Source organism: Arthrobacter sp. Dra40 (assembly GCF_059091905.1).
Window position 1 is genome coordinate 76,736 of sequence record NZ_JBNHHB010000013.1, and the last position, 17,660, is coordinate 94,395.

20 protein-coding genes are annotated in these 17,660 nt (G+C 66.2%); 9 read left to right on the forward strand and 11 right to left on the reverse strand.

The features are described 5' to 3' along the window. Position 1 precedes the first annotated feature (1 nt). Entirely contained in the window at positions 2-1,153 is a 1,152-nt protein-coding gene (locus AC5RWT_RS09040) for an Mrp/NBP35 family ATP-binding protein (RefSeq protein WP_494079974.1), read from the forward strand. Between the two features lie 10 nt (positions 1,154-1,163). Here the strand turns inward: AC5RWT_RS09040 and AC5RWT_RS09045 are convergent, their stop codons facing one another. From AC5RWT_RS09045 to sigE, 3 genes are all read right to left on the reverse strand, one after another. After that, a complete protein-coding gene (locus AC5RWT_RS09045; protein WP_494045513.1) occupies positions 1,164-1,589 on the reverse strand; it encodes a twin-arginine translocase TatA/TatE family subunit in 426 nt (141 codons plus the stop codon). Between the two features lie 98 nt (positions 1,590-1,687). Next, positions 1,688-2,770 (reverse strand): anti-sigma factor family protein, encoded by a 1,083-nt coding sequence (locus AC5RWT_RS09050; protein ID WP_494045512.1) that lies wholly within the window; start codon positions 2,768-2,770, stop codon positions 1,688-1,690. Between the two features lie 8 nt (positions 2,771-2,778). Then, on the reverse strand, positions 2,779-3,384 hold the full coding sequence (sigE, locus tag AC5RWT_RS09055; protein ID WP_494045511.1) for an RNA polymerase sigma factor SigE: 606 nt from the start codon (positions 3,382-3,384) through the stop codon (positions 2,779-2,781). A gap of 308 nt (positions 3,385-3,692) precedes the next feature. Between sigE and AC5RWT_RS09060 the strand changes: the two genes are divergently transcribed. Next, positions 3,693-4,325: an O-methyltransferase gene (locus AC5RWT_RS09060; RefSeq protein WP_494045510.1), complete on the forward strand. Its 633-nt coding sequence runs from the start codon at positions 3,693-3,695 to the stop codon at positions 4,323-4,325. Positions 4,326-4,375: 50 nt separating this feature from the next. Here AC5RWT_RS09060 and AC5RWT_RS09065 read toward each other — a convergent pair whose 3' ends face one another. The 5 genes from AC5RWT_RS09065 to AC5RWT_RS09085 form a co-directional block, all read right to left on the reverse strand. After that, a complete protein-coding gene (locus AC5RWT_RS09065) occupies positions 4,376-5,977 on the reverse strand; it encodes a leucyl aminopeptidase family protein (RefSeq protein ID WP_494079975.1) in 1,602 nt (533 codons plus the stop codon). Positions 5,978-5,989: 12 nt separating this feature from the next. Continuing rightward, the gene (locus AC5RWT_RS09070; protein WP_127511285.1) at positions 5,990-6,169 is read right to left on the reverse strand and encodes a DUF3117 domain-containing protein; all 180 of its coding nucleotides are present in this window, start codon (positions 6,167-6,169) and stop codon (positions 5,990-5,992) included. Positions 6,170-6,344: 175 nt separating this feature from the next. Continuing rightward, the gene (locus AC5RWT_RS09075; protein WP_494079976.1) at positions 6,345-7,589 is read right to left on the reverse strand and encodes a hypothetical protein; all 1,245 of its coding nucleotides are present in this window, start codon (positions 7,587-7,589) and stop codon (positions 6,345-6,347) included. Continuing rightward, positions 7,586-7,966, reverse strand: a complete 381-nt coding sequence (locus tag AC5RWT_RS09080) for a DivIVA domain-containing protein (protein ID WP_494045507.1) — start codon at positions 7,964-7,966, stop codon at positions 7,586-7,588. The genes AC5RWT_RS09075 and AC5RWT_RS09080 overlap by 4 nt, the downstream gene beginning before the upstream one ends. Positions 7,967-8,000: 34 nt before the next feature. Next, complete coding sequence (locus AC5RWT_RS09085; protein WP_494045506.1) at positions 8,001-8,783, reverse strand: LOG family protein; 783 nt, start codon at positions 8,781-8,783, stop codon at positions 8,001-8,003. A gap of 166 nt (positions 8,784-8,949) precedes the next feature. Here AC5RWT_RS09085 and AC5RWT_RS09090 point away from each other — a divergent pair, with 166 nt between their 5' ends. From AC5RWT_RS09090 to AC5RWT_RS09105, 4 genes are all read left to right on the forward strand, one after another. Continuing rightward, positions 8,950-9,768, forward strand: a complete 819-nt coding sequence (locus AC5RWT_RS09090) for an amino acid ABC transporter ATP-binding protein (protein WP_494045505.1) — start codon at positions 8,950-8,952, stop codon at positions 9,766-9,768. A gap of 54 nt (positions 9,769-9,822) precedes the next feature. After that, entirely contained in the window at positions 9,823-10,689 is an 867-nt protein-coding gene (locus tag AC5RWT_RS09095) for a glutamate ABC transporter substrate-binding protein (RefSeq protein WP_494079977.1), read from the forward strand. Between the two features lie 67 nt (positions 10,690-10,756). Next, positions 10,757-11,452: an amino acid ABC transporter permease gene (locus AC5RWT_RS09100; protein ID WP_494045503.1), complete on the forward strand. Its 696-nt coding sequence runs from the start codon at positions 10,757-10,759 to the stop codon at positions 11,450-11,452. Beyond that, positions 11,419-12,312, forward strand: a complete 894-nt coding sequence (locus AC5RWT_RS09105; RefSeq protein ID WP_494079978.1) for an amino acid ABC transporter permease — start codon at positions 11,419-11,421, stop codon at positions 12,310-12,312. The genes AC5RWT_RS09100 and AC5RWT_RS09105 overlap by 34 nt, the downstream gene beginning before the upstream one ends. Before the next feature lie 115 nt (positions 12,313-12,427). Here the strand turns inward: AC5RWT_RS09105 and dapE are convergent, their stop codons facing one another. Next, positions 12,428-13,516 (reverse strand): succinyl-diaminopimelate desuccinylase, encoded by a 1,089-nt coding sequence (dapE, locus tag AC5RWT_RS09110; protein ID WP_494079979.1) that lies wholly within the window; start codon positions 13,514-13,516, stop codon positions 12,428-12,430. Positions 13,517-13,593: 77 nt separating this feature from the next. Here dapE and dapD point away from each other — a divergent pair, with 77 nt between their 5' ends. Both dapD and AC5RWT_RS09120 read left to right on the forward strand, forming a co-directional pair. After that, positions 13,594-14,565, forward strand: a complete 972-nt coding sequence (gene dapD, locus AC5RWT_RS09115) for a 2,3,4,5-tetrahydropyridine-2,6-dicarboxylate N-succinyltransferase (protein WP_494079980.1) — start codon at positions 13,594-13,596, stop codon at positions 14,563-14,565. Between the two features lie 20 nt (positions 14,566-14,585). Beyond that, entirely contained in the window at positions 14,586-15,446 is an 861-nt protein-coding gene (locus tag AC5RWT_RS09120; protein WP_494079981.1) for a hypothetical protein, read from the forward strand. 14 nt (positions 15,447-15,460) lie between these two features. On the opposite strand, the gene AC5RWT_RS09125 is transcribed toward AC5RWT_RS09120, so the two are convergent. Next, on the reverse strand, positions 15,461-16,072 hold the full coding sequence (locus tag AC5RWT_RS09125; protein WP_494079982.1) for a hypothetical protein: 612 nt from the start codon (positions 16,070-16,072) through the stop codon (positions 15,461-15,463). Between the two features lie 184 nt (positions 16,073-16,256). Between AC5RWT_RS09125 and galE the strand changes: the two genes are divergently transcribed. Beyond that, positions 16,257-17,270: a UDP-glucose 4-epimerase GalE gene (gene galE, locus AC5RWT_RS09130; RefSeq protein ID WP_494045497.1), complete on the forward strand. Its 1,014-nt coding sequence runs from the start codon at positions 16,257-16,259 to the stop codon at positions 17,268-17,270. 214 nt (positions 17,271-17,484) lie between these two features. On the opposite strand, the gene AC5RWT_RS09135 is transcribed toward galE, so the two are convergent. Next, positions 17,485-17,660 (reverse strand): citrate/2-methylcitrate synthase (locus AC5RWT_RS09135; RefSeq protein ID WP_494079985.1); only part of this gene is annotated, 176 nt, incomplete at its 5' end.

Consider the following 17,660-nt stretch of genomic DNA (forward strand, 5'->3'; position numbering starts at 1 on the left):
CATGGCTGATCCATACACATCCCAACTGCCGGACCCGGCAGCCGTGAGGCGCGCGCTGGGGACGGTGATTGATCCGGAGCTTCGCCGGCCCATCGCGGAACTGGGCATGCTCAAGGACGTCCGGATTGACGACGCCGGACGGGTCACCGTGGGCGTGCTGCTCACCATCGCGGGCTGCCCGCTGCGCGGCACCATCACCGCCGACGTCGAGAAGGCGCTGGCCTCGGTTCCCGGAGTATCCGCGGTGCAGGTGGAACTGGACGTGATGACGCCGCAGCAACGCAGCGAGCTGAAGGCGCAGCTGCGCGGCTCCGAACGCGGCAACCCGTTCGCCGATCCTTCCTCGCTCACCCGCGTCTACGCCGTGGCCAGTGGTAAGGGCGGCGTCGGCAAATCCAGCGTGACCGTCAACCTCGCCTGCGCCATGGCCGCCCAAGGACTACGAGTGGGTATCGTCGACGCCGACGTCTACGGGTTCTCCGTCCCCGGACTGCTGGGCATCACGCAAGCCCCGACCCAAGTGGACGAGATGATCCTTCCGCCGGTGGCGTTCGGGGTGAAGGTTATTTCCATCGGCATGTTCGTCGCGAACAACAAGCCGGTGGCCTGGCGCGGGCCCATGCTGCACCGGGCCTTGGAGCAGTTCCTGACCGACGTCTACTTCGGCGACCTGGACGTGCTGTTCCTGGACCTGCCGCCGGGCACCGGGGATGTAGCCATCTCCGTGGCTCAGCTGCTGCCGGCGTCGCAAATCCTGGTGGTGACCACCCCGCAGACCGCCGCCGCCGAAGTGGCTGAACGCGCCGGCGCCATTGCCGCACAGACCGGACAGCAGGTGGCCGGCGTGATCGAAAACATGTCCTGGCTGCTCCTGCCGGACGGGTCGAAGATGGAGGTCTTCGGCTCCGGCGGCGGCAGGGCGGTCGCCGAGCGGCTCTCCGCGGTGCTGGAGGCGCCGGTACCGTTGCTGGGAAGCATCCCGCTGGAACCGGCGCTGCGTGCCGGCGGGGACGCGGGACGACCGATCGTCCTGGACGGGGTCGACGACGCCGGAGCGGGAGTAGCCGCGGACGAGCTGCGGCGGATTGCCGCGGAATTGGCTGCCCGCCCGCGCGGGCTGGCCGGACGCCCGCTGGGTGTCACTCCCCGCTGAAGCCCCTAGCTCAGGTCGCCTCGGAATCAAACGGCGCGGGTTCGCCCGCCGCCAGCTGTGCTGCCGGCTTGGGTGCCGGGCGTCCCGGCGCCCGTGAGCCGGTGGACACTGCGGTGCCGGCCGCCGTTGCGGCAGCCGCGGCCACTGCAGGTGCCGCCGGTGCCGGCCGCGGCGCATCGTCGTCGTCGTCCAACAAGGCTTCTTTGATAATCCGGCGGGGGTCGTATTGCCGCGGATCCAGCTTCCGCCAGTCCATGTCCACAATGTCGTCGCCGACTTCTTCACGCAGCTGTTCCTTGGCGCCGGCGGCCATCGTTTTCAGCTGTTTGACGAACCGGGCCAACTGGGCGGCATATTCGGGCAACCGCTCAGGACCGAGGATCACCACGGCAAGGATTGCCAAGATGATCAGTTCTGAGCCGTTGATTCCAAACACGATTGAAGATTACCCGTTCGTTGGACCGGTCAGCCACTTTGGTGCTGTATCCCGTCTTGAGTGTGGTCCCGTGACGTTCCGCCCGTCCCCGCTGCGGATTAACCGGACGACGGCGGGCTGACCATCATCCCCAGCCCACGGATGATGCGGCTGAGCGGGTCGTCAGCCGGAGCCGGAGGGGGCAGCTCCAAACGCGAGTTCTCCATCAGGACCAGTTGGCTGACGGTGTCCGGCATCTCAGCCAGCGGAAGGTCGGACCGCAAGGTATAGGTCACGTCCTCGGAGTCGAGGACTACGGTCCACTCCTCGCCACCGCGCACCCAGACCGCGCGATCCAGGCCGGCTGCTTCCTGGAAGCCATCCATGGTCACGGGATGCCCCGTGGCGGCGTTCAGCGGCGGCGTGGCACGTGCCGTACCCGATCCGCTGGCGTCCATATGCCGCTGTTCGGTGATGACAACCCGGTGGTTGTCATCGCTCAGGTCGAGCCGGACGGCCGGTTGGCCGCCCACGAGCAACTGTTCCGCGCTGTGCAAGTGGTAGCCAAGTCCTAGCAGCAGCGGGCAGGTCCAGCCGCTGCGGCGCAGTGCTTCCAGTCCCGCGCTATCCAAGGCAACCGGCCGAGCGACGGCTGCATTCGCGGACATCGGGGCCCAGGCCAGCCCGGGGGCCGGACCCGAGGCTGCGGTCTGTGCCTCGCCGCCCAGCACGTAAGCTGCGGACAACGCCACGACGGCGCAGCCAGCGATGACGCCGCCCACAACGACCACCACGCGCGCGGGCCGTTTGCCCGCGGGAGCCGTGTCGGCGACAGGGGATTCTGCGGCGGCCGGTTGGACATCGGCGCCACGAACCGCGGAGTCGGACCGGTCAGCAGGCGCGCCGGACCGATCGATCAACGACGCGGCTTCGGCGGGAATGCCCCCGGGGGTCCGCATTCCGGCCGGCTTGACCTCGGCTGCCGGGCCGTCAGGCTGGTTGCAGCGCAGGATGCGGGCGGTCAGATCCTCGCCAGGGGGCGGCACGTCCAGGGAGCGAAGCCTCTCCTGAATGGCGCGGTACTCATCCACGCTGCGGCGGCAGCGCTTGCAGCGTTTGAGGTGGCGTTCGAGGGCAGGTCGGCGATCATCGGAAAGTTCACCGTCCAGATACTCCGCCAGTTCTTTGTCCGGGTGGAGCATTGCAACGATCAGTGGGCTCCGACGATCCGGGGCAGTTTCAGGCGCGGACGCTTGCCGCCCGGATCCCGGTGCGCGAGCTTTTCCCGAAGCATGGTCCTGCCGCGGTGGATGCGCGAGCGGACAGTTCCCAGCTTGACGTCCAAGGCTGCGGAAACCTCCTCGTAGGACAACCCCTCCAGATCGCAGAGCACGACGGCGGCGCGGAAGTCCGGGGGCAGCTCTTCCAATGCGGTCTGGACATCGATGTCCAGGTTGTTGAATTCGAAGCTGCGCTCGGGCCCGGGGTCCTTGCCGGGCAGCCGGGCCTCGGCGTCGTCGCTGAGTCCGTCGAAGCGGATCCGGCTCTTGCGCCGGGCCTGGTCCAGGAAGAGGTTGGTGGTGATCCGGTGGAGCCAGCCGTCCAGCGTGCCGGGCTTGAAGTTATCCAGCGACCGGAAGACCCGGACGAAAACTTCTTGCGTGAGGTCCTCTGCGTCGTACCGGTTGCCCGTCAGCCGGAACGCCAGCCGGTAGACCTTTGCAGAGTGGTTGCGGACCACTTCTTCCCAGGTCGGGGCAACCCACTGGTCGTGGCCGGCCGCTGCATCCGGCGCGGCGCCCTGTAGCTTCGTCATCGTAGTGTGTGCCCCTTCCACGGCCCGCCCCACATGCCGCCCACCGTACCTGATGTCCGCGATGGCGGCGCGCTTGCTCCCGGTCTGGCTAACGGCGTCCCGGGTAACCATCTTGGCCCAGAAAACTGGGAGAATTCTGTAAACAAGCTGCGCGAACCCCGCCAACGTCAGCGGCATTGCGCTCCTTTTGCCGACCACGGCCCTGGTTCCCGCCGCATGCGCGGAAATCCGGCTATTTCTGGCAGTAGGCTTGGCACTGCGGCCCCTGGCCGTTCCCCCTGAAGAACCTGAAGAGAAAGCGATGATCCATGAGCGCCGACAAGCAGACGAGTTGGTCCTACACGGAGGGGCTTCCCGCCGAGGATGACGTCTTGCTGCGGGCCCGGGAACGATCCTATGAGCTGGGCGTGGCAGCCGTGGGACCCGGTGTCGGCGCGGCCCTTACTGTCCTCGCCGCCGGCACCAAAGCGCAAACCGTGGTCGAAATCGGTTCCGGCGCCGGCGTCTCCGGAGTCTGCTTGCTGCGCGGGCTGCCCCCCGCCGCGGTGCTGACCACCATCGACGCGGATGTCGACCACCTGCGGGCCGCGCGCCAGGCTTTTGTTGATGCCGGGATCCCCGGCAACCGCACCCGCACCATCTCCGGCCGCGCGGCGGACGTGCTGCCGCGGCTGACGGACAACGCCTATGACCTGGTCTTTGTCGATGCCGACAAGCCCTCCTACCCGCAGTACGTGGAGCAAGCAGTCCGGCTGCTCAAGCGCGGCGGCATGCTGATTGTCAACGACGCCCTGGACCACGACCGGGTCTCGGACCCGGCCATCCGCGAAGAGTCCACCACCACGCTGCGCAAGGTCGGCAAGGCTATCCGCGAGAACGACCAGCTAGTGTCCACCATCCTGCCCACCGGCGACGGGCTGCTGCTGGCCGTCAAACGCTGACGGCTCCGGCGGCGCCCTGCCCACCCGCGGTTTGGCGAGGGCGCGCCGGCCTAGCCCTGGTAGGAGCGCAGGAAGGACAAGAGCAGCCGGGCACCGTAGCCGGTGGCGCCCTTGGTGATTTCAGCCTGATCGGAGTCGGCACGGGCCGGACCGGCGATGTCCAGGTGGATCCACGGAGTCGCGCCCACGAACTCGCGCAGGAAGAGCGCCGCGGTGATCGATCCGCCGCCGACCTTCGACTTCTGCGAGGCGATGTGGGAGATGTCGGCAATGCCGGACTCCAGCGCGAAGCCGTACTCGGCGGCCACCTCGTCCAGGGGCATGTGCCAGACCCGCTCCCCGGTTGCCTCGCCGGCGGCTTCGAAGGCACGCAGCAGGCCCGGCTGCGTTCCGTAGAGCGCTGCATACTGCTTGCCCAGACCCATGGACGCGGCACCGGTGAGAGTAGCGACATCCACCAAAACGTCCGGCTGCAGCCGCGCCGTGGCGTAGGCGAGTCCGTCGGCCAGCACCATGCGGCCTTCAGCGTCCGTGTTGCCGATCTCCACCGTGGTGCCGTCGTACACGGTCACCACGTCGCCCGGGCGGTAGGAACCGGCGCCGATGGAGTTCTCGGCCAAGGCGAGCAGTCCGGTGACGCGGTGCTGCACCCCCAGCTCGGCAGCGGCGGCCAGCACAGCCATGACGACGCCGGCGGCCGCCATATCGGTTTTCATCGGAACCATGGATTCGCGCGGCTTGAGCGACAGTCCGCCGGTGTCGAAGGTAATGCCCTTACCCACGATCACGATGTGCTTGGTGTCCTTGCCGGCGCGTGCCGGCGTGTAGTCCAGCTGCACCAGCCTGGGCGGAGTCGGGGAGGCCGAGCCCACGGCCAGCAGTCCCCCGAAGCCCTCCGCAGCCAGCTGCTGCTCGTCCCAGACGTGGATGCTCAAGCCGCTGGCCCCAGCGAGCCGGGTGGCCTGACTGGCCATCCACTCCGGGTTCTTCACGTTTGAAGGCATGTTCGCCAGGTTTCGAGCCAGCCAGGTGGCCCGGGCACCGGCGGCGGCCGTGGCGGCCGTCCCGTCCGCCAAGCCGCTGACTTCCAACACCGCCGCCATCGGCTTCGGCGCGGCTGAGGCACCGGCCCGCGGGGGCCGGTAACCCCCGAGCAGGAAGCCCTCGATAAACGCCTGCTGCAGCTCTGCGGGCAGACTGTCGACGGCGGTGGTGCGCACTCTCTCGGTGCCCATTGTCGCCCGTGCCAAGGCGGCTCCGGCCTTGCGCAACTCCGTGGGACTGCCGCTGCCCAGGCCTATCAGGACCAAACGCGGGGGCAGCCCCTGAGACTGCGGCGGGGCCGGCACGGCCAGCACGTCGCCGGCCTTGCCGGAGATCCCGTGGACCTCAGCCAAGGCCACAACGTCGACGCCGAAGTCCGCCGCCGCTTCGCCCGCGCCGTGGCGCGGCTGTGGCGTGGCCCGCCCAGCGCTGCCGTCGTCCGCGGCAATCGGCACGGCAACAACCGTGACGCCGTCGGCGCCCCGGACCGGCGATGCTCCCCGACCGAGCGGGGGGTGTGCCTGGACCAGCGCCATCGGAGGGTTTACGAGGGTCGACTCCAGGTTGTGGGCGGTGTGTTCCGCTGCGTTGGCAGGAACGCGGCTCACAGCAAACGGTTCCTAGCTCGCCACGTCGCTGGTGACGCCCAGCAGGCAGTCTTTGAGGTTGCCGGCTTCTTCGGCGTTGAGTTCCAGCACCAGACGCCCGCCGCCGTCGATGGGAACCCGCAGGATGAGGCTGCGCCCCTCCTTGGTTACTTCCATCGGACCGTCACCGGTACGCGGTTTCATCGCAGCCATCTGGGAATTCCCTTCCGCCATGGGGCAGTCCGATCCGTGATCGCTCTGCCCTCCAACCTCACATCAACGGCCTTCATTTGCGTAGCCGCCATGTCCAACCACTATCTATTATCGCGTACATCACAACCGGGTGCTAATTCCGTCCCCGCGTGGTGCGGCGGACACCGCCCTGCCGCTACGGCGGATAGTCCCCGCCACCGGGCAATTGCGACCAGGACCAGAGCCAGGCGACCCACACAATCTGCCCTGCCAGGAACATCACCGCCAAGCAGATTCGGTAGGCCCGGCTGCGGGACGCGAAGGCCGCTGCCAGGGCCAGCGGGAACAGCGGAAGCATCAGCCGGAACGTGCTGGTCTGCGGGTGCAGGAAGGCCAGCAGGTAGCCCAGATAGCAGACGCACCACAGCCTCAGATCAGCACCAATGCTCCGGGCCGGTGCACTGCACAAGAACCATGCCGCCACGGCGACCAGCAACAGGGGCGCCATCATTCCGCCCACCGGCCCGAACAAGTGCACGCCCATGTCGAACCACGGCCTGAACAGGACCAGGTCCTCGCCCCGCCAGGCCGTCTCCGTGTCCGTGTAGGCGGTCGGCTCCCCGGTGACCGACCAGGCCAACACCGGCCAGGCAACGGCGGCGGCACAACTGACCAGGGCCAGCGCAGCTGCGCGGAGGAACTCCCGGGTATCCAGCGGGTCCGTGCGGCGCTGCTTGATCCGCCACAGCAGGTGCAGGCCGGCGAGCGCCGCGAACGGCACGCCCACCGGCCGGGACAGGCACATCAGCACCACTACCGGAATCGCCAGCAGGTACCTCCGCTGCACCAGCAGCAACAGCGCCGCCGCCAGCAGCGCCAGGTTCAATGACTCCGCGTACGGCACCTGGAGGATCGGCGAAACCGGAAAGACCCCCACAAACGCCACGGCCCACAGTGCGGTCCCGTGCGGTGCGTACCGCCGGAAGAGCTTGTAGATCACCAGTACAGCCGCAAAGCCGGCGATGGTGGCCACCAGCGGGGCCAACACCTGCCAACCCAGTCCGGTGGCTGCGGCCAGGCCACGTACAATGCCGGGGAAGAGGGCGTAGAACGCCCATTGGTTCTCCACGGCCCGCCCATCCAGGCCGCGCGGAATTTCCGCCGGATAGCCTTCCAGATAGACCTGCCGGTACCAGGCACTGTCCCAGATGCCGATGAAGGAAAGATAGTCCGGGTGTGCGTCGGTCCACGGATTCTGGCCCTGCTGCCGGGCCACCGCGAGGAACACCACCAGTGAATACAGCCGGGACAAGGCGTAGAGCAGCGTGACCTGAATCCACCACGGCCAGCCGGCGATCCGTCGGCGCCAGAAGTAAAGCTCGGCGTTCACGGCCTCCCGCAGCACCCGCACCCGCGGAAGACGGTCCTGCACGCGAGTCACCGTTCCTGCACCGGGCGGGCCCCGCCGTCGTGCTGTGGCTGTTTCTGGCTCAGCTGCCGGATCAGGCGCTCCTTGGCCCCCAGTTCGGCCCGCAGGACCTCCAGCACTTCGTCCACTTGGTCCATCCGGTAGCCCCGCAAAGCCGTGGAAAACCGCAGGCTGTCCAGGTCTTCGGCGCGCGGATGTTCAGGCAACAGTACCGCCGGCAGCCGCGCCTCGTGCTCGCTGAGTCCGTGGAGGGCGGCCACATGCCCGACTTCCCAGCCGTTGCCGGCGTCATCGTCGGCGGCAGCCTTCTTCCGCCCCCAGCGTCCGGACGCGGCAACAGCAGCCGCGCCGGCGACGGCGATGGCAAGGAAAACCAGAAATACGCTCACAGGACCATCGTGCCAGAGTGCTTGTACCGCTGGCTTAGAATCCGGTGCGGGCAGACAACCCGGAGACGATCTGTTGGACTGCTTCCTCGGCCGTGTCCACCACGCTGATCAGGTCCAGGTCCACCTCCGCGATCATTGCTTCGGTCAGCAGGGTGTTGCGGATCCAGTCGATCAGCGGCGACCAGAAAGCGGTACCGACCAGGACAATCGGGAAGGTTGTCACCTTCTTCGTCTGGACCAGCACCATGGCCTCGAACAGTTCGTCCAAGGTGCCGAGTCCTCCGGGCAGCACGATGAACCCCTGGGCATACTTGACGAACATGGTCTTGCGGGCAAAGAAGTACCGGAAATTGATGCCCAGATCCACCCAGTTGTTCAGCCCTTGCTCAAACGGCAGCTCGATGCCCAGTCCCACGGACACGCCACCGGCCTCGCTGGCCCCCTTGTTGGCCGCTTCCATCGAACCGGGCCCGCCGCCGGTGATGACGGCGAAGTTCTGCCGGACCAGCAAACGGCCAATCTCTTCCGCGATAGCGTAATGCTTGCTGCCCGACTTGGTGCGGGCGGAGCCGAAGACGCTGATCGCCGGGCCAAGATCGGCCAGGGTGCCGAAGCCTTCCACGAACTCACTCTGGATCCGCAGCACGCGCCAAGGATCCGTATGCGTGAATTCCGCCCGGTCCTTGGTGTCCAACAGATACTGATCGGCCTGCGGGATGTCCGCCTGGCCGCGCCGAAGTTCCACCGGTCCCTTGAAACGGACCTTCGGAGCGCCGGGGAGTTGGGACGGCAGCGGAACGTCTTGCTGGTTTGTCATTTCCCAAGGCTACAGATTCGGCGGCCATCCGGGGCGGTTTTTCCATCGATTCGGCTGACGACTCGGCGTCCTAGGCCGCCGATGGGCAGGTTGCTCTTAAATCACGATTCCGACCGTCCGGGCCTGAATGCATTGCTTGAAGGGAATCTTTCGCTAGATTCGTTTCATGACCAGTGACGAATCGCACAGTGAAACGCCGCCTGCTGCTCCGGCGGCGGCAACCGGAGCCACGTCTGCCCCCGCGTTGGGCCAGCCGCTGGTCTCCTTGAAGAACGTCAATAAGCACTTCGGCGCCCTCCACGTGCTGCAGGACATCAACCTGGAGGTCACCAAGGGCGAAGTGGTGGTCGTCATCGGACCGTCCGGTTCCGGGAAGTCAACGCTCTGCCGGGCCATCAACCGATTGGAAACCATCGACGACGGCGAGATCCTCATCGACGGCAACAAGCTACCGGCCGAGGGCAAGGCGCTCGCCAAACTGCGCGCCGACGTCGGCATGGTCTTCCAGTCCTTCAACCTCTTTGCCCACAAATCGATTCTGGAGAACGTGACTCTGGGCCCGATCAAGGTCAAGGGGATGAAGCCGTCCGAGGCCAAGGAACTGGCGATGAGCCTTCTGGAGCGGGTGGGCGTGGCCAATCAGTCGCAAAAGCTGCCGGCGCAGCTCTCCGGCGGACAGCAACAGCGCGTGGCGATTGCCCGGGCGCTGGCAATGAGACCGAAGGTGATGCTTTTCGACGAGCCCACCTCGGCGCTGGACCCGGAAATGATCAACGAAGTGCTGGACACCATGGTGCAGTTGGCCAAGGAAGGCATGACCATGATCGTGGTGACACACGAGATGGGCTTCGCGCGCAAGGCGGCGGACCGGGTGATCTTCATGGCTGACGGCAAGATCGTGGAACAGTCCACGCCGGAAGAATTCTTCACCAACCCGAGGAGCGACCGGGCCAAGGACTTCCTAGGCAAGATTCTCGAACACTAACCCCTGACACACCTGGCTCTTCACTGAAGAGGGCCGATAACGCAAGGAGAAAACATGCGAAAGATTCGTTATGGAATGGCTGCCATGGCAGCCGGAGCCGCGCTCGTGCTGTCCGCCTGCGGCGGCGGCAGCGGCAGCAATGGCGGCGGCGGCGGCGGCGAGGCCTCCGGCGGTACCGGCGGTGGCGAAAAGGTCCGCATCGGCATCAAGTACGACCAGCCCGGCCTGGGCTTTTCCTCGGGCGGCAAGTTCAGCGGCTTCGACGTGGATGTCGCCAAGTACGTGGCCAAGGAACTGGGCTACTCGGAGGACAACATTGAGTTCGTCGAGTCGCCCTCGGCCAACCGGGAGAACATGCTCGCCAACAAGCAGGTGGACATGATCTTCGCAACCTACTCCATCACCGACGAGCGCAAGAAGACCGTCGACTTCGCGGGTCCGTACTTCGTGGCCGGCCAGGACCTGCTGGTCCGCGCGGATGACAACTCCATCACCGGCCCTGACTCGCTCAACGGCAAGAACCTCTGCTCGGTCACCGGCTCCACCTCCGCCCAGCGGATCAAGGATGAGCACGCCGCCAAGGTAAACCTGGTCGAGCGGCCCAGCTACGCAGAATGCGTCACCGCCATGCAGGGCGGCCAGATCGACGCCGTGACCACGGACGACATCATCCTGGCCGGTCTGGCAGCGCAGCCGAACAACGCCGGCAAGTACAAGGTGGTCGGGAACCCGTTCTCGGAGGAGAACTACGGCGTCGGTCTGCCGAAGGGCACCGACAAGTGCGCCGATATCAACGCGGCGATCAACAAGATGATCGAAGACGGAGCCTGGGAAGAAGCTTTGAAGAAGAACACCGAGGGTGTGGATTACAGCTACAACAAGGAACTGAACCCGCCGAAGCCGGGCGAATCCTGCGCCTAGCAATAGCCACTGTGGGGCGGGGATCTCCCGCCCCACAGCGTGACTTGCCTCTTCCCACCGAAAGGGGATGGACAGTTTGTCCGAGTATTTCCAGAGCTTCCTGACGGCGCTGGAGAGCTATGACGTCGTCGCAGCCTTCTGGGTCAATATCCAGCTCACGTTCTGGGCAGCGCTGGCGTCCGCAGTCCTAGGCACCGTGCTGGCCTTGATGCGCATCTCCCCCGTACCCAGCTTCCGCTGGGCCGGTGCAGCGTACGTCAACGTCTTCCGTAACACGCCGTTGACCATCATCATGACTTTTTGCATCTTGGTCCTGGTGTTCCAGTTGCAGCTTAATCTCTCGAGCGACTTCGACTTCAACTTCTTCCTCTGGGCGGTTGTCGGCTTGTCCGTCTACCACGCCGCCTTCGTGTGCGAAGCGATCCGCAGCGGTGTCAACACCGTGCCGCTGGGCCAGGCCGAAGCAGCACGCGCTATCGGCTTAAGCTTCCTGCCGGCGGCGCGGATGATCATCCTGCCGCAGGCGTTCCGGGGCGCCATAGCTCCTCTCGGCAACACGCTCATCGCCCTGACCAAGAACACCACGGTGGCAGCGGCCGCGTCGGTCCCCGAAGCCGCCGGTCTGATGAAGACCATGATCGAATTCCGACCGGATGTCATTTTGGCCATTTTCGCCACCTTCGCCGCCGGCTTCGTGCTTATCGTGATACCGATCGGCCTACTGACCACGTGGCTCTCGACGAAACTGGCGGTGACCCGATGAGCATCAGGCAAAGCGTCCTCTTCGACGCACCCGGTCCCAAGGCCCGTGCGCGGATCATGCTAACCAACATCTTCGGGGTCTTGATTTTCCTGGGTGCCGCATTCTTCGTGTTGAAGGCCCTCAACGACAAGGGACAACTGGCACCCGAGTTGTGGTCCCCCTTCCTGACGGCCGAAGTCTGGCAGTTCACCATTCTGCCGGGCCTGATTAATACCTTTAAGGCCGCCGCCGTTGCCATCGTCACCTCGGTGGTCTTCGGGCTGCTCTTCGGCGTAGGCCGGCTCGCCTCCAACGCCACGGTCCGCTGGCTCTGCGGCGTGATCGTTGAATTCCTGCGGGCAGTCCCCGTGCTGCTGATGATGATTTTCTTTTACCTGTTGTTTGGACAGTTGCAGATCGGCACCCCCGCAGACATTCCGTTCTACGCCGTCGTGGTGGCTTTGACCTTGTACAACGGATCGGTCATCGCTGAACTGGTCCGTTCGGGTGTGTTCGGCCTGCCCAAGGGTCAGCGCGAGGCGGGGATGGCCATCGGTATGACCCGCAGCCAGTCCTTGCGGAACATCGAACTGCCGCAGGCACTGGTGGCGATGCTGCCGGCGTTGGTCAGCCAGTTCGTAGTGATCTTGAAGGACTCCGCGCTCGGTTACATCATCTCCTTCTCGGAACTGCTGAGGTCTCTGCAGATCTACGGTTCCGCCGGTCCGATCCTGCAGGCGCTGACCGTCGCCGCCGTGCTGTTCATCATCGTGAATTTCACCTTGTCCTGGGTTGCCAATTGGCTGTCCCGGTTCCTGAGCAGCCGGACGTCCGGCAAGACGGAGCCGCTCACAACCCAACCAATGGCCGTCAAGGTGTGAAATCCGCTGCCAAGCGGCGAAAGAGGAGGGGAGGATGCCAGCGCATCCTCCCCTCCTCCGTTGCGTCGCCGGCCGGATAAGTCCGCGGCCGGACCCGACGGATCCTGCCAGAATGTCAGTCCGCCAGCCAGCGTCGCAGCGCCGCCAGGCATTCACGGATGGCCTCCGCTGGCACATGTTCGTTGTCGGTGTGGGCCAGCAGCGCATCGCCCGGGCCGAAGTTGACCGCCGGAATGCCCAGCTCGCTAAAGCGTGCGACGTCGGTCCAGCCGTATTTGGGTTTCGGCTCCGCACCCACGGCGGCAACAAAGTCGGCCGCGGCCGGGTGGTTCAGGCCGGGGCGCGCCCCGGCCGCAGCATCGGTGCGCACCACGGTGAAGCCATCCAGCAGGTTGCGTACATACAGCTCGGCGTCCTCCGGCGACTTATCGGGGGCGAACCGGTAGTTGATTTCCACCGTGGTGCCATCCGGGATGACGTTGCCGGCCGTGCCGCCATTGATCTTCACCGCGTTCAGGCTCTCGCGGTACTCCAGCCCGTCCACCGTCACGGTGGCCGGTTCATGGTCGCGGAGCCGGACCAGGATCTCCGCGGCGGCGTGGATGGCGTTGATCCCCATCCACGCGCGTGCGGAATGCGCTGCCTGTCCGACGGTGCCGACCTCGAAGCGGGCGGTGCCGTTACAGCCGCCCTCCACGGTTCCGTCGGTTGGTTCCAGCAGGATGGCGAAGTCGCCCTGCAGCAGCTGCGGGTGGTTGCGCGCCAACCGGCCCAGCCCGCTCAGCGAAGCTTCAACTTCCTCGTGATCGTAGAACACGTAGGTGACGTCACGGCCCGGCGCGGTGAGCTCGGCGGCCAAGGCCAGTTGCACGGCCACGCCGCCCTTCATGTCGGTGGCACCGCGCCCGTAGAGCACAGTCCCGTCCCAAGTGGACGGCACGGTACCGCGGGAGCCGGCAGCGGTGGGCAGCGGCACGGTGTCCAGATGCCCGGCCAGGATGACCCGCTCCTTCCGCCCCAGCTGCGTGCGGGCCACGATGGCGTCGCCATCCCGGACCACGTCCAGGTGCGGCAGGGTGCGCAGGGCGTCCTCGACGGCGTCGGCCAGGACCGTTTCATTGCCGGAAACGCTGTTGATGTCGATCAGCGCGGCGGTCAGGTCGGCGACGTCGGCGGTCAGGTCCAGGGCGATGGTAGAAGTCACTTCCCCAGCTTAGCCAGCCGACCCGCGGTGCCCTCAACGTACCCGATGCGTCGGGCGCGCTCGGTAGACTTGAATCCATGACTGAGAGCACCACGGCTGTAACCGCGCCCCGCACCGCCTATGGCACCGGTCTGGCCACCGTCACCGACACCGGGGCCGTTTTGGATGTCTGGTATCCCGCCCCGGCGTTGGGTACCCCGCCGGCCGGCCAGGATGCCGAAAACGACCTCGCGGCCGATGCCGCCGACAGCGCCGACGCCGACCGCGGCACCCATCTTGAGGTGCTCAGCCGGAGCATTGACTTGGATGCTCCTCCGGCGGACACCGCGGACGCCTACCTGCGCCTGCATCTGCTCTCCCATCGCCTGGTCGAACCCAACTCGCTGAACATGGACGGCGTCTTCGGCCAGCTGGCCAATGTGGTGTGGACCAATTTCGGTCCGTGCGCCGTGGAGGGCTTCGAATCCGTCCGCCGCCGTCTGCGCCGCCGCGGGCAGGTGACTGTGTACGGCGTGGACAAGTTCCCCCGCATGGTTGACTACGTGGTCCCTTCCGGCGTGCGGATTGCTGATGCCGACCGCGTCCGTCTGGGCGCGCATTTGGCCGCCGGTACCACCGTGATGCATGAAGGTTTCGTCAATTTCAACGCCGGCACGCTGGGCACGTCCATGGTGGAAGGCCGCATCTCTGCGGGCGTCATCGTGGCGGACGGGTCCGACGTCGGCGGCGGCGCCTCAATCATGGGCACGCTCTCCGGCGGCGGCAAGGAACGGATCAGCATCGGTGAGCGTGTCTTGCTGGGCGCCAACTCCGGAGTCGGCATCAGCATCGGCGACGATTGCGTTGTCGAGGCCGGCCTGTACGTTACCGCCGGCACCCGGGTCCGCCTCCTCGACGTGGCCAGCGGGGACCACCGCCAGGTCAAAGCCGTGGAGCTTTCCGGCCTGTCCAATCTTCTGTTCCGCCGGAACTCCACCACCGGCGCAGTGGAAGTCCTGCCGCGCAAGGGCCAGAGCGTCGAGCTCAACGCGGTCCTGCACGCCAACTAGCAGCTTCTCACGCCACCGCCATGTCCAGGGCAGCGCGCATACGCCGGAGGCGAAGCCTGGTCAGCCTGATCGTCCTGCTGGCCCTGGTCGGCGGCGCCGTCTACTTCGCCGCCACCGTCATTGACCGGAACCAAACCTTGGTCAGGGAGCGCTGCACCGCCGTCGTTGGGTCAGACACCTTTGAACTGGCACCGGACCAGGCCGCGAACGCCGCGCTGATCTCCGGAGTCTCCATCGAACGAGGGCTGCCTGCGCGGGCCGCGTCGATTGCCCTGGCGACGGCCATCCAGGAGTCCAAGCTGCGCAATATTGACTATGGCGACACGGCCGGCCCCGACTCCCGCGGGTTGTTCCAGCAGCGGCCGTCGCAAGGCTGGGGCACCGAGGAACAGGTACAGGACCCGGTGTATGCGGCGAACAAGTTTTACGAGGTGCTCGAAAAGGTTCCGGACTATGAGTCGATGCCGGTGACCGACGCCGCGCAGACGGTACAGCGCAGCGCCTATCCCCTGGCCTACGCGGACCATGAGGCCGAAGCCAAGGCCTTCGCTTCTGCACTGACCGGCCACTCCCCTGCCGCCCTGAACTGCGTGCTCAAGGATGCCGAGACGACCGGCGACCCGACTGCGGTGCTGGAGCAGCTGGCTGCGGTGCATCCCGGTTTGGACATGGCCGTCGCCGGACGCGAACTCCGGGTGGCCGCCGCCGATCAGCGGGGATGGGCCGTTGCCCAGTGGGCGGTCGCGTCCGCGAAGCAGCTCGACCTTGAATCGGTTGCCTATGCGGGCTTGAGCTGGCAGCGCGACGACGGCGCGTGGGTCGCCGCCGATACGGACACCGGCTACGTGGTGATGACCGTGGCCCAGGGCACCGAGGCCTGAACAAACAGGCGAAGCTAAACCATCAGCTCAACGATCGGCTGCACGTAGCTGCGGAAGGTGGTCTCGTCGTCCATCAGCGACTGGGACATCAAAATACGGTCCGGCTCCACGAACCAGGCGCGGGGCTCGCACAGCGGCAGCTCGATCAACTTCAACTCGAAGGACCGCGCCGCGCGCCCCAGTTCCATCTCCCGGTCCTGGACCAGTTCGCGGATCAGCCCCGATTTGCCCTTGGCTTCACGCTCCTGCGCCAGCTTTTTATACTCTGCCATCCTGGCTCGGGACCAGCTCATCGCTGCGCCGAAGTGGGCTTGGAGGAGCCGCTGCAGGGCCGGGCTGTCGGCAAAGGCGGGGAACGATGGCGGAGCGAGCTTGGTGGCGTTTCCCGGACGCTCTCGGACCAGGTCCTCCCACCACCGCTCCCACTCGCCCCGCAACGCCGAGGGGCCGCCGACGTGCGCGGTCAGTTGGCGTGGATCGGCGGTGCGGACGGTGGGCAACACCGGGGAGACCGCCGGCGATCCGGCTCCGGCAAGGCCGGCAACGTCTCGAAGATACAGGGCCAGCAGCATGTGCCCGGAGGTGTCGGCGGTAACCCGCCACCCCGGTCCACCTGTATGGTGCATCCGGTCCGCGTCCTTTCGCTCGTATCGGCGAGAGCAGGGCAGCCGAGATGTTCCCGCTGCGGTCTACGCATGGGATTCCGCTGCTGCCGGTAGCTCAACTCTAGACCTTGCCGTCCAGCCCCTCCACAAGGCCGTGCAGCGGACGCGGCCGGGGAAACGTGGGCCAGCTACTAAGCTGATAGGCATGAGAATTCTGGTCACCGGAGGAACCGGCTTCATCGGCTCGCACACCACGCTCGCCCTGCTGGACGCTGGCCATGACGTGGTGGTGCTCGACAACCTGGCTAACTCCAGTGAAGAATCGCTGCGCCGGGTCAAGCAGCTATCAGGCAAGGAGGCACGGTTTTACCAAGCCGATCTCCTGGATGAGTCCGCGTTGGACCACGTGCTGGGGACCGAACCCGTGGACGCCGTGATCCATTTCGCCGGGCTGAAGGCCGTGGGCGAGTCCGTTGAGAAGCCGCTGCACTACTATCACAACAATGTAGGCGGAACGCTGAACCTGCTCCGGGCGATGGATGCCCACGACGTCCGCACCATTGTCTTCAGCTCCTCTGCCACCGTGTACGGTTCCACCGAGGAAGTCCCGTTAACCGAAAAATTGCCGCTGGACGCGATTAACCCCTACGGCAGGACCAAGGAGCAGATCGAAGACATCCTGTCCGATCTGGGTGCCTCCGACCCGCGCTGGCATGTGGCGCTGCTGCGCTATTTCAATCCGGTCGGCGCCCATGAGTCCGGTCGGATCGGCGAAGATCCGACCGGCGTACCGAACAACCTGCTGCCGTTCGTGGCCCAGGTGGCCGTGGGCCGCCGGGACAAGGTCCGGGTGTTCGGCAGCGATTACCCGACGCCGGATGGCACCGGCGTGCGCGACTATATCCACGTGATGGACCTGGCCGCCGGCCATTTGGCCGCGCTGGACTTCATCGCGCAGCGGTCCGGAGTGCGCCGCTGGAACCTGGGTACAGGCAAGGGATCCTCCGTGCTGGAGGTCCTCGCCGCGTTCGGCAAGGCCGCAGGGTTCGAGATCCCCTACGAGCTGACCGACCGGCGCCCCGGCGACGCCGCCGTCAGCTACGCCGATCCCTCGGCCGCGCTGGCGGAGCTCGGTTGGTCCGCCGTGAAGACGCTGGAGCAGATGTGCGAGGACCACTGGCGCTGGCAGAAGAACAACCCCAACGGCTACGCCAGCTAGACCTCCATAGTCGGCTGGGGTTCATCGACGCGCTTAGCCACCTCCGCTCGTTCCTCGCTGCGGCGATGCGCGCTTACGATAAACCCCTGCCGCCAAGGTCTGGCTACTGCTAAGCGCGTCGATGATCCCCTCCTGAAGCAAAACGGACGGCCCCTGGATAGTTCCAGGGGCCGTTCGGCGTTGAGGCGGGGCTCCGCCGTCGTTATTCGGGTGTTTAGCGGGCCGGGTACTGGCGCTCCTGGGCGCCCGTGTACAACTGGCGCGGGCGGCCGATCTTGGTCTGCGGATCCTTGATCATTTCGCGCCACTGGGCAATCCAGCCCGGCAGGCGGCCGATGGCGAACAGCACGGTGAACATCTTCTCCGGGAAGCCCATGGCCTTGTAGATCA